Here is a 10940-nt window from a genome sequence, read left to right as displayed (position 1 = left end):
ACCTCGCGGCAGCCGGGATGACGCCGGTCGACGTGAGCGGCGGGTCGCCGTCCGCCACGGCGGAGACGTCCACGGCGCCGCGGTGGTCGGCGCGGCGGGTCGTGCCCGGCCCCGCAGGACCCGGTGGCGCAGGTCGACACCGAGGTGGGCGGCGAGGTGCTCGCCGACCCGGCGGGCAGCGCCTGCTCGGTGCGCATGACGCCGAGCATCGTCACCAGGTCCACTCGTCGGAGAGCCGCACACACGTGGGCGCGGTGTCCGACTGTGGCAGGCGCCGATGCCTGATCGGCCCGCAGCAGCGCGATGGCGTGCCGCGCCCGCCATCCGCGCCGGCCTCCGGCATCGCCACCACCCGCTTCCCCGCGGCCCGCCCTCGACTGCCGGTACCACTCCCCCGGACGCGTGTGCCGCGGTGATCCGCCTCGGTGGTGACCGGTAGGCGGCGGGGAGCGCTTGGTGCTCGACGGCTCCGGGGCCAGGGTGGACGGGACGGCCGCGGCCCGGCCGCCCGCGAGGGGCGGCCCGCGGTGATCGCGACGACGGGAGCACCGATGACGACCACCCCCGCACTCCGCAGGACCGGTGTGCCGCCGCCACCGCCCCGCTCCGACGAGGTCCGCGGATGACCCGCGGGCGCGACGACGTCGCCGCGGTGGTGGAGAAGCTCGTCGCGCGCTGGGCCGCGGGCGACGCCTCCGGCGTGGCCAGGCTGTTCTGCCGGGGGTTCCGCTGGTGGGCGGCGCGAGTGCCGGGGGCGCCGTGGCCCGCGCAGGTCCGCAACCACCGCGAGCTGGAATCGTTCTTCCTGGGCTACCTCTCGGCGTTCGACCTGACCCGGATCACCACCCGCGGACTGGTCGTGGAGCACGCGAGCGGCGTGCTGCTCGGCCGGGTGCACGCGCGGGTGCCGCGCACCGGCGGCGAACTGGTCTACGACTTCGCGCTGTGGATCGGCGTGCGGGACGGGCTCATCTGCGAATTCCGCTTCTTCCACGACACACTGGCCATCGCCAGGGCACTGGACCCGCAATCGAGGCTGCCGTGACTTTCCCGGAATTCGTCCGGCCGCCGTCATGTTCTGCGGGTATCACCGGTATGCATTCGGTGGTGGGCGGGCTGTCGGTGCCAGACTGGGCGTGCGCACCAGCCCGTCGAGAAAGGGGAATCAGCTGTGCCGCGGCCAGCCACCCGAGACGACCAGGACGAGCGACCCCTGACGACCTCCGCACTCCTGCCCCTGGTGCGCCGGAGGCACGGCCTCACCCAGCGCGGCCTGACCGAGAGACTGCACGCCGTCTCCGGCAACCGGGGCGTCACCCGCGAAGATGTCTCGCGCTGGGAACGTGGTAAGCGCATTCCGGGCCCGTACTGGCGGCACTGGCTCAGCGACGTGCTGGAAGTCCCCCGCGCGGAACTCGAGCGGGCCGCCACCGCCGCACGCAGATCCCGCCGGCTCCACCGCGACGGTCCGTCACCGACCGCGCGGCGCTGAGCCCGGCTCCGGAGCGGCGGGCAGGCGCCGCTCCCGCGGTCGGGTGCCCCGGCGGGCGGCCCTGCGGAGGGGGCCGCGGGCGCACCCGACCGCGTCGGGCTCGCCATCCCGACGACTCCCGAAAACATTCGGAAAATTCCGCTGAGCGGCACCAGTGCTTTTGGCGGACTGCCGAAAACGGCCAGCGGAAACCGCGTCACGGCCGGGCGCGCAGGCGACTGTCCTCCGACCCGTATCACCACCAGGGGAAGTCGTCACCACCGGCGTCCGACTCCAACCGCAACCGGTGTGCCACCACGTCGTCGGCCACGGCGGTGAGCCTGCGTTCGGTGCAGTAGGCGTGCGCGCGCAGCCGCGCGGACGCCGTGGCCAGGTCGCTGTCCAGCTGCACCGACAGCACCCCGATCGCCTGCTGCACGCGGACCCAGCGGGCCTCGACCGCGTCGGTGTGCGGATCGCGCGCGGCGCCCGCCGGACCGCCGCGCAGCAGCACCAGCATGGCGGAATCGGCCAGCAGCAGCCCGTCGGCCCACTCCTGCGGGGTCAGCGGGCCCGCGGCGGCACGGTGGACCTCCAGGCAGCCCACCGCGACCGCGCCCATCATCACGGGGAAGGCGAACACCGCCGCCACGTCGCGGGAGACGGCCCAGGAGGCGAACACCGGCCACCGGGCCGCCCCGGTGGGAGCCATCAGGTCCGCCGCCGGGACCGGGCAGCGGTGCCGCAGCGCGCTGAGAGCGGGCCCCTCCCCCAGGGTCACCTCCGCTTCCCCCAGCTCCTCGGCGGGCGGCCCCGACAGCGCCACCGGGCGCACGCCCGCCTCGCCCCAGCCCTGGTAGAGCAGGACACCCGTGCCGTTGAGCGCCTCCCCCGCCGCGCCGCACACGTGCCGAGGCATGACGGCGGTTCCCTCCAGCGCCGCGCGCCGCTCGATGCGCTGCCACACCAGCGCGTTGCGCTCCTCGTCGGCGTGCCACTGGTCGTCCCTGTTCCCGGCCGCGAAGCCCATGGCACCGGACTACCGCATGGGAGGTGGTCCGAAGCGCGTCACCCCGGAACGGACGCACCCGAACGGGCCGCGCCGCGGTGGTGGGCCCACCACCGGAGAATCACAATCGGGGCTCGATGTCACCAGGCGACCAGGCGCGCGGGACCAGGGAGGTCCTGCTGACCGCCGCTGCGGCGGTGTTCGCCCGCGACGGGTACGTCCGCGCCACCGTCGAGGACGTGTGCCGGCGGGCGGGTGTCACCAAGGGCGCGCTCTACGGCCACTTCGACTCCAAGCACGCGCTGGCCACGGCGGTGCTCGACCGGCAGGCGACGGTGTGGCGGCGCAGGCGCGACCACCTGCTGCGGGTGCACGCCAGCCCGTTGCAGGTGCTGGTCGACCTGGGGTACTCGGTGCGGCGCGAGCCCGACGGCGCGCACCCGACCTCCAGCGCGCACCGGATGCTGTTCCAGTACCCGATGTGCGACGAGCTGGCCGAGCGCGAGGTCGAGCGGTGGACCGGTGCGGTGCACGGCCTGCTGCGGGCCGCCGCGGCGCGGCGGGAGCTGCGCGACGGGGTGGACCAGCGGCGCTGCGCCGAGGGGATGGTGACCTCGCTGGTGGGAGTGCACATCGCCTCGATGGCGATGGACGACTTCCAGGACGTGTCGCGGCGGGTGGCCCAATTGTGGCGGACCTGGCTCCCCGCCGTGGCCACACCCGGCGCGTGCGCGGCGCTGCGGCTGGAGCCCCCCGAGGTCAGGTGGTGAGCACCACCCAGAGCACCGAGCCGCCCGACCACGTCGTCGACCAGCCCCCGCGCGGCAGCAGCGCCCGCGCGCCCGCCAGCGCCCGGCGCACGTCCCGGTGGTCGCACGGGATCTCCACGTCGGCGCTGAGCGCGACGGTGAGCCGCGTCCCGCGCAGGGTGAAGCCGATCGACACGCGCGCCTCCGGCACCCGGCGCACCAGCTCGCACATCGCGCCCGACACCTCGGCCACCGCGTCCACCGCCGCGTCCAGGCCCCACTGCAGGCAGGTCTCCTCGGCCAGAAGCCGGGCGATGACCGCCGCGCTGGAACCCACCGGCAGCGGCAGCCTCGGCGTGCGGCGGGCGCGCTGCTCGCCGACCGACGCCAGCGCCGCGGCCACGCTGGGGTGACCGGGTCGGTTCCACGGTTCGGGCGGACCCGCGGCCAGCAGCAGCGGCACGCCCGGCCAGTCCACGATCTGCGCGCGGACCGCGAGGAACACCCCTTCGGCCCGCTCGTCGGTGCGCAACGCGGACAGGTCCACCACGACGGCGACCGGTTCGGCCAGCACACTGCGGAACAGCACGTCGAGCATCCGCGAGTAGGTCGCGGAGCACAGCAACCCGCGGGGGCGCAGCACCAGGGCGCCACCCCGGCCGGTCACCTCGATGTCGAGCCGGTCCTGGGACACCAGCGCTCCCGCGTTGACCTTGCGCCGCACGCCCCCTTACGGTGGGTGTCTGGGGCAATGCAGCACGTGAGGAAGTGGGGCCGTGTGAACGACGTTGCCCGAGGAGCCCGCACCAGGGCCTGCCTGGTCGCCGCGGCCATCGAGCTGTTCGACCGCGACGGCTACGAGCGCACCTCGCTCAACGCCGTCTGCCGCAGGGTATCGGTCACCAAAGGCGCGCTCTACCGCCATTTCCCGTCCAAGCAGGCCCTGGCCACCGCTGTGGTGGAGGAGCTGTTCCGCACCTGGCACGACGTGCGCGACGACTTGGAGCGCGCGGGCGTCGGCCCGCTGCAGACGCTGGTGGACGTGACGCACCGGATGAGCGCGCGCACCCTCGTCGACCCGTCGGTGCGGGTGGGCGCGCGACTGCTGTTCACCAGCGACCTGTTCGAGCTGCTGGCGGGCACCCACTTCGTCTGCCTGGCGGTGATGGTGCGCGACCTGCTCGACCGCGCTCTGGCCGGTGGCGAGCTGCGCCCGGAGGCCGACGTGCGGGCGGAAGCCGAGCAGATCACCGCCGTGGTGGTCGGCGCGCAGGCGCTGGGCGCGATCACCAGCGGGGAGGTGGACCGGCTGACCCCGTTGTGGCAGAACATGCTGCCCCGCCTGACGACCGCCGAGGCGCGCGGGAGGGTGCGTGCGCACCCTCCCGGCGCTCCGGCCCTCACCGGCGTGGGCCCGAGCACCTGACTGCCCACAGAGGACGGATGCACCACGTCGACCCGACCGTCCTCTTAGGATCGCGCTGTCCTTGATCGCTCCTTCCCGCAGCCCTTCCCCCCCTGGGCCGCTTCGCCCACCGCCCTCCTGCGCGCTGCGGCGCGGACGCCGGACGTGGCACCCTGGACATGGCACTCCGGACGTGACACCGGTCGCCGAGCCGTCGAGGGGAGGGCGTCGTGGAGCCGGTGAGAGCACCGTGACGGGGCGCCCTGGGATCGCGATGTGGCGGTTGACCTCGTGCGACGGGTGTCAGCGGGTGTTGTTGGACTGCTTCCCGGAGGCGCGGGCGCGGCCGGGGCCCGGTCCCCACCGCGTGTCGGTGGTCGTGGGCTCGGTGACCACCGCGCACGACGTCGAGCGGCTCACCCGGATCAGGGCGCGCTCGGAGGTGCTGGTGGTGGTCGGCGCGTGCGCGACCGCGGACGGCATCCGCGCCTTGCGCGGCGTCGACGGGGTGGACGGGTTCGAGTCGATCGTCTACGCCTCACCGGGGTTGATCCGCTCGTTGGACACGGCGACGTCGGTGTCCGAGCACGTGCGGGTGGACCTGGAGCTGCGCGGCTGCCCGGTGGACCGGGAGCGGCTGCGGGGCGTGCTCTCGGCGCTGCTGGCCGGACACGAGCCGGACCCGCTCGACGAGAGGGTGTGCGTGGACTGCAAGCTGCGGGGTCTGACCTGCACCGCGGCCACCGACGGCGTGCCGTGCCTGGGGCCGGTGACGCACGTGGGCTGCGGGGCGCTGTGCCCGACCCGGCGCTGCGGCTGCTCGGACCCGCTGTCGCCGCCCGCGCTGATCCCGCTGCCCGAGCGGTCCTGACACCGGTCAGCCGCCATCGTCCCGCGCCTTCACCGCGCCTCCTGGCTCGGGCGCACCACGGCCAGCGGGCACGGCGCGTGGTGGACCAGAGCCCGGCTGGTGGAGCCGAGCGGTGCGCCGACGGCCTCACCGAGCCCTCGGCTGCCCACCACCAGCAACCGCGCCCCGCGCGCCACGCCCAGCAGCGCGCGCACCGGCGGGTCGCGCAGCACCAGCCGCTCGACCCGGACGTCGGGGTACTTCTCCGGCCAGCCCGCGAGACGTTCGGCGAGCAGCCTGCGCTCCTCCGCCCGCGAGGCGGGCTCCGCCTCACCGGTCCGGGCGATCACGGCGGTGAGCGGCACCCCGTGCAGCGATGCCTCCTCGAAGGCGAACTCGACCGCGCGCTCGCTGGCGGGAGACCCGTCCACGCCGACGACCACCGGACCGTCCTCGGTCCCCAGCCCCCGGACCACGACGACGGGGCACGCGGCGTGCTCGGTCACCGCGACCGCCGAGGCCCCGGCACGCGGGCCGGTGGAGCCGAGGACCACCAGCCGCCCCCTGCGGGACTGGCGGACCAACGCCTCCACCGGCCCGGCGGGCACCAGCTCGGTGGTCAGCGGCACGTCCGCAGCGGCGGCGCGCGCAGCCCGCTGGGACTCGGCCAGCAGGCTCCCGCCCCGCTGCTCCGCCGTCCGCCTCAGGTCCTGCGCGACCAGGACGATCTGCGGGTAGCTGCGGGTGGGCGGGTCGTAGGCGTGCACGAGGCGCAGCGGCACGCCGTGCCGCGCGGCCTCCACCGCCGCCCACCGCACCGCGGCCAGCGCCGCGTGCGAGCCGTCCACGCCCACCACGATCGGTCCGGTCATCGGCCGCTCCTCTCCGGTCCCACCTCGACGTTAGGCGCGCGGAGGGGACGGGACAGGGGTCCTTGGTCCCCCGCGGCGCGGGACTTCGTGCCTGGACCGCCTTTCGGCCCGCGCCGGTTGGCCCGATCGGCGCACTCGCACCGAATCCGGGCCACCGATGACGGACCGGCTGGAATACTCCGCGGGTTCGCGAGTCCGGTCGGTCGCCGACCGGACCGGTTCACAGATGGGGGATTTCCTTGAAGAGCAGAAGGATGGCGTTACTCGCCACCGCGCTGATCGCGGCCGTGGGCGCGGCGGTGCTGCCCGCGATCGCGGACGCGGCACCCGCGCCAGGGGTGCGCGCCAGCTACGCCAACCCGGTCCGCTCCGGTGGTCGCGTCGACGCCGCGGCCACCGTCGCGCGGCTGCGGGCGCTGAACGCGAACACCTACGCGTTCCTGGTGCACAACGAGAACGACTGGAACGACTTCGAGCCGTTCCTGCGCGAGGCCCAGGCCGCCGACCTGACGGTGTGGGCCTACCTGGTCCCTCCGTCCGAGTGCCCCGGCGGCGAGGACACCTGCGCGCAGTACCTGCCGCACAAGAAGAACTACGTCGCGTGGGCGCAGGCCGTCGGCGCGCTGGCCAAGAAGTACCCCGTGCTGCGGGCGCTGGCGATGGACGACTTCTACTACAACAGGTCCTTCTTCACACCGGCCTACACCGCGCAGGTGCGCGCCGCCGCCGGGATCGACTTCTACCCGGTGGTTTACGGCAACCAGCTCACCGCGGACTTCGTCACCCGCTACGGCAGCACCATGGACAGCCTGATCCTGCCGTTCAACGACGCCCCGAACCGCAACACCCTCTGGACCGGTTCACTGCGCGGCCAGCTGGACAGGGCCATCGCCCTGCTGGCGGAGAAGAACCGCAAGCTGATCCTGATGGTCTACGCGTCGACGCTGTCCAACACGACGGTCACGCCGGACGTCGGCTACGTGCGCGCGGTCACCGCGGTCGGCGTGGAGTACACCAAGGCGGGCAGGATCGCGGGTGTCATCCAGTACGCCCTGCCGCTCACCCCGGACGTCCCGCAGAACAAGGACGTCTCGTTCGCGCACACCGGACGCGGCGGCCTGGTGTTCACGGTGCACGGCAACACCACCACCCAGGCGGGCGACTTCGCCGCGGCCAGCACCACGATCCGCCTCGACGAGGGCTCCACGTCGTGCTCCATGGTGCTGTGGCACAGCGATGACTGGGAGCCCGCCACCGCGGGCTACCACATGAAGCAGGCGCTCGTGGCGGGCACGCGGGTGTGGCAGCGCGATGTCGCCAGCGAGGGGACCGACTGGTACACCTCCGCTCCGAAGGACCTGACGCCGTACCTGACGGGTGGCTCGGCCACGCTGACGCTGCGCCTCTACGAGGCGAAGGGGGTCGGCAACTACCGGGTGGTCGCGCGGTTCGACGACGTGCTGCTGACCGGTTGCCACATCGCGAACGCCGACTTCGAGACCACCGGCGGTTGGACGTTCACCAGGGGCAACGGCCCGGTCAACGGCGGCATCCACATTTCCGACCCGGTGTACTCGTCCTCGGTGCACGCGGCCGTCGCGGCGCTCTACGCGAGCTGATGCACGAGGTGTTGCCGCCGGTGGCACCGGCGGCAACACCTCGCCCACGCCCGGATCGCGGCGGCGGTAGTCCGAAGTGACCATGCCTGTCCCCCGTGCGAGCTACACGCGAGTGTCCACAGCGCGGTGACGATTTCGTCCGGCCGAATCCCTAGTTTTCCTGGCAACCGCGGCGCACCCGTCGCGGACGTCTGACTAAGGATCGATCGTGCGATTGTTGAAGCAGCTGGTGGTGGTCGTGGCCATCGCGTTCGTCGGCAGCGCGGGCGTCGGCGCCGTGCAGTGGAACCCGCCCCTCACCCTGGCGATCGGCGTCGCGACGGCGGTGCTGTCGCTGCTGGGGTACGCGTGGGTAGTGCGGCGGAGCGAGCACCGCGACCCCGTGGAAGTCGCCACGCGGGGAGCGGTCGGCGCGCTGAGCCGGGGGCTCCTGATCGGCGCCGGGATGTTCGCCGCTGTCATCGCCAACATCGCCTTCCTCGGCGGCTACGAGGTGATCGGCTGGGGTTCGGCGGCGGGCGCGGTGGCGTTCTTCGGCTTCACGGCCGCCGCCGCGGTGACCGAGGAGGTGCTCTTCCGCGGCGTGCTGTTCCGGATCGTCGAGGGGCGCATCGGCACGTGGGCGGCGCTGGCGCTGACCGCGCTGCTGTTCGGCGCGTCGCACATATTCAACCCGAACGCCACCCTGTGGACTTCGCTCGCCATCGCGATCGAGGCGGGCGGCATGCTCGCCGCCGCCTACGCGGCGACCCGCAACCTGTGGGTGCCGATCGGCGTGCACTTCGGCTGGAACTTCGCCCAGGGCGGCATCTTCAGCAGCAACGTCTCCGGCATGGACAGCCCGAAGGGGTTGCTGGAGAGCGCGACCTCGGGTCCGGCCGTGTTCACCGGCGGTGAGTTCGGGCCGGAGGCGAGCGTGTACTCGGTGCTGGCGGGCGTGGTGGTGACCGCCGCGTTCATGTGGCTGGCCCGGCGGCGCGGGCACATCGTCCCCCTCCGCCGACGCACGGCCCCGGCGGCTACCCTCGTGCCGTGATCGACCTCCGGCGAGTCCCGGACCTGTGGCGGGGATTCGACGTCACGGTCCGGGACCTCCCGCTCGCGCTGCTGCTGGCACTCACCTCGCTGGTGCCCGCGGTCAACAGCCACGGCACGCAGCTCGGCGACCTGCCCACCCGTCCCATGGACGCCGCGGCCGTCGCCGTGGTCGCCCTGGAGTGCCTCCCGCTGGTCGTGCGCAGGCGGTGGCCGCTGACCTGCCTCGTGCTGGTGTCCATCGGCTTCGCCGCCGACCAGCTCCGCGGCTACCACACGGTCGCGGGCACCGCGCTGCTCATCGCGCTGCTGAGCACGGCGCTGCACCTCGAGCACCACCGGCGCACCACGGTGGTCCTGGCCTCGGCCGCGTACGTGCCGCTGGCCGTGTCCCTCGACCGGATCGGTTCACCCGAGGGCGCGGCCGGGTTCACGACGTTCTACCTGGGACTGGCCATCGTGTGGGGCTCCGGGGTGTGGCTGCGGCGCTCCAGGGCCGCCGAGGCGGAGCTGCGCCACCACGTCGCCGAGGCCACCCGTGCCGCGGAGCGCACCCGCGTCGCCCGCGAACTGCACGACATCGTGACCCACCACGTGACCGCGATGGTGGTGCAGGCCGAGGCGGCGCGCTATCTGACCGCTTCCCCCGAACGCCTCGAGCAGACCCTGACCGCGATCACCGACACCGGCAGGCGATCCATCACGGACCTGCGACACCTGCTCGACCTGCTCAACCCCGACCACAGCGCCGAGCCGCGCACGCCCTCCGTCGGTGAGCTGCGCGCACTGGTGGAGCAGACCAGGCTGGCCGGACAGCCGGTGGAGTTCACCGAGGAGGGCGGCCCGCCGGAGATGGTCGGCAGCGCGCAGGTGGCGGCCTACCGGGTCGTGCAGGAGGCGCTGACCAACGCCCTCAAGCACGCCCACGGCAGCCGCACCACGGTTCACGTGCACCACGGCGAACGGGAGATCACGGTGGAAGTGGGCACCGACGGCTCAGGGGCGCACACCGCCTCCCCAGGGGGCAGCGGGCGCGGCCTGGTCGGGCTGCGCGAGCGGGTCGGCCTGCTCGGCGGCGAGTTCAGCGCGGGCAGGCGGAACGGGGGCGGTTTCGTCGTGCGGGCCCGCATCCCCGCGGGGAGCTCGTCGTGACCGCGCCGGTGCGCGTCCTGGTCTGCGACGACCAGGCGCTGATCCGCACCGGTTTCGCGACGATCATCGACGCGCAGCCCGACCTGGAGGTGGTGGGCGAGTGCGGGGACGGCAAGGCCTCGGTCGACCTCGCCAACCGGCTTCGCCCGGACGTGGTGGTGATGGACGTCCGGATGCCGGTGCTCGACGGCATCGAGGCGACCCGCCTGCTGGCGGGCGCCGCGGTGGCCCATCCCGTCAAGGTGCTCGTGGTGACCACGTTCAACCTGGACGAGTACGTGTACGAGGCGCTGCGCGCGGGCGCCAGCGGGTTCCTGCTCAAGGACGCGCCGCCCGCGCAGCTGCTGCACGGCATCCGGACCGTCGCCTCCGGCGCGGCGCTGCTGGCCCCCGAGGTGACCCGCGCGCTCGTGGGCCGGTACGCCGCGCGCATCCGCCCCGCCGGGGGCGGGACGGACGACGTGCCGCTGACCCCCCGCGAGCTGGAGGTGCTGCGCCTGATCGCGGAGGGCCTGTCCAACAGCGAGATCGCCACGGCAATGGTGATCAGCCAGGAGACCGTCAAGACGTACGTCTCGCGCATCCTCACCAAGCTCGACCTGCGCGACCGCGTGCAGGCCGTGGTCTACGCCTACCGCCGCGGCCTGGTGACCTGAGCCCGGCTCCCCCACCGGACCACCTGCGGGAGCAGCGCCCGGGCACGCTCCCACACCCTCGCGGCAGGCCCGCCCCGCGCGCTCCGACGACCTCGGGCACGACTTGAGCGTTGAACTCAGGG

The 10940-nt window shown here is 73.7% G+C and carries 11 protein-coding genes; 8 read left to right on the top strand and 3 right to left on the bottom strand.

The window, feature by feature from the left end; all coding sequences use genetic code 11:
• Positions 1–622: 622 nt before the first annotated feature.
• Positions 623–1045: a nuclear transport factor 2 family protein gene (locus tag IEZ00_RS12660; RefSeq protein WP_189223423.1), complete on the top strand. Its 423-nt coding sequence runs from the start codon at positions 623–625 to the stop codon at positions 1043–1045.
• A gap of 682 nt (positions 1046–1727) precedes the next feature.
• Here IEZ00_RS12660 and IEZ00_RS12650 read toward each other — a convergent pair.
• The gene (locus tag IEZ00_RS12650) at positions 1728–2501 is read right to left on the bottom strand and encodes a hypothetical protein (RefSeq protein ID WP_189223422.1); all 774 of its coding nucleotides are present in this window, start codon (positions 2499–2501) and stop codon (positions 1728–1730) included.
• Positions 2502–2617: 116 nt separating this feature from the next.
• On the opposite strand from IEZ00_RS12650, the gene IEZ00_RS12645 reads away from it, so the two are divergent.
• Positions 2618–3250 carry a ScbR family autoregulator-binding transcription factor gene (locus IEZ00_RS12645; protein ID WP_189223421.1) on the top strand — a complete coding sequence of 211 codons (633 nt, stop codon included), beginning with the start codon at positions 2618–2620 and terminating at the stop codon, positions 3248–3250.
• On the opposite strand, the gene IEZ00_RS12640 is transcribed toward IEZ00_RS12645, so the two are convergent.
• Complete coding sequence (locus IEZ00_RS12640) at positions 3240–3953, bottom strand: hypothetical protein (protein ID WP_189223420.1); 714 nt, start codon at positions 3951–3953, stop codon at positions 3240–3242. The genes IEZ00_RS12645 and IEZ00_RS12640 overlap by 11 nt on opposite strands.
• Positions 3954–4007: 54 nt before the next feature.
• On the opposite strand from IEZ00_RS12640, the gene IEZ00_RS12635 reads away from it, so the two are divergent.
• A complete protein-coding gene (locus IEZ00_RS12635; RefSeq protein WP_189223419.1) occupies positions 4008–4655 on the top strand; it encodes a TetR family transcriptional regulator in 648 nt (215 codons plus the stop codon).
• Positions 4656–4944: 289 nt separating this feature from the next.
• Positions 4945–5505, top strand: coding sequence for an NADH-quinone oxidoreductase subunit B family protein (locus tag IEZ00_RS12630; protein WP_189223418.1), 561 nt, complete (start codon positions 4945–4947; stop codon positions 5503–5505).
• A 29-nt stretch (positions 5506–5534) separates the two neighbouring features.
• Here the strand turns inward: IEZ00_RS12630 and IEZ00_RS12625 are convergent, their stop codons facing one another.
• Positions 5535–6356 (bottom strand): universal stress protein, encoded by an 822-nt coding sequence (locus IEZ00_RS12625; protein ID WP_189223417.1) that lies wholly within the window; start codon positions 6354–6356, stop codon positions 5535–5537.
• A 254-nt stretch (positions 6357–6610) separates the two neighbouring features.
• Between IEZ00_RS12625 and IEZ00_RS12620 the strand changes: the two genes are divergently transcribed.
• From IEZ00_RS12620 to IEZ00_RS12605, 4 genes are all read left to right on the top strand, one after another.
• Entirely contained in the window at positions 6611–7975 is a 1365-nt protein-coding gene (locus IEZ00_RS12620) for a hypothetical protein (RefSeq protein WP_189223416.1), read from the top strand.
• A 208-nt stretch (positions 7976–8183) separates the two neighbouring features.
• On the top strand, positions 8184–9011 hold the full coding sequence (locus tag IEZ00_RS12615) for a CPBP family intramembrane glutamic endopeptidase (protein WP_189223415.1): 828 nt from the start codon (positions 8184–8186) through the stop codon (positions 9009–9011).
• On the top strand, positions 9008–10162 hold the full coding sequence (locus tag IEZ00_RS12610) for a sensor histidine kinase (protein WP_189223414.1): 1155 nt from the start codon (positions 9008–9010) through the stop codon (positions 10160–10162). Before IEZ00_RS12615 ends, IEZ00_RS12610 begins: the two co-directional genes overlap by 4 nt.
• The gene (locus IEZ00_RS12605; RefSeq protein ID WP_189223413.1) at positions 10159–10818 is read left to right on the top strand and encodes a response regulator; all 660 of its coding nucleotides are present in this window, start codon (positions 10159–10161) and stop codon (positions 10816–10818) included. Before IEZ00_RS12610 ends, IEZ00_RS12605 begins: the two co-directional genes overlap by 4 nt.
• The last annotated feature ends 122 nt before the right edge of the window (positions 10819–10940 follow it).

The organism is Saccharothrix coeruleofusca (assembly GCF_014648515.1).
In the GTDB taxonomy this organism is placed as follows: domain Bacteria; phylum Actinomycetota; class Actinomycetes; order Mycobacteriales; family Pseudonocardiaceae; genus Actinosynnema; species Actinosynnema coeruleofuscum.
The sequence above is the reverse complement of the archived record's forward strand: the minus strand, read 5'-3'. Positions and strand labels throughout refer to the sequence as shown.

Excerpts from the sequence above, each read along its gene's own strand:
- IEZ00_RS12620 (WP_189223416.1), top strand. The coding sequence starts at position 6,611 with ATGGCGTTACTCGCCACCGCGCTGATCGCGGCCGTGGGCGCGGCGGTG.
- IEZ00_RS12625 (WP_189223417.1), bottom strand. The coding sequence starts at position 6,356 with ATGACCGGACCGATCGTGGTGGGCGTGGACGGCTCGCACGCGGCGCTG.
- IEZ00_RS12650 (WP_189223422.1), bottom strand. The coding sequence starts at position 2,501 with ATGGGCTTCGCGGCCGGGAACAGGGACGACCAGTGGCACGCCGACGAG.
- IEZ00_RS12645 (WP_189223421.1), top strand. The coding sequence starts at position 2,618 with ATGTCACCAGGCGACCAGGCGCGCGGGACCAGGGAGGTCCTGCTGACC.
- IEZ00_RS12660 (WP_189223423.1), top strand. The coding sequence starts at position 623 with ATGACCCGCGGGCGCGACGACGTCGCCGCGGTGGTGGAGAAGCTCGTC.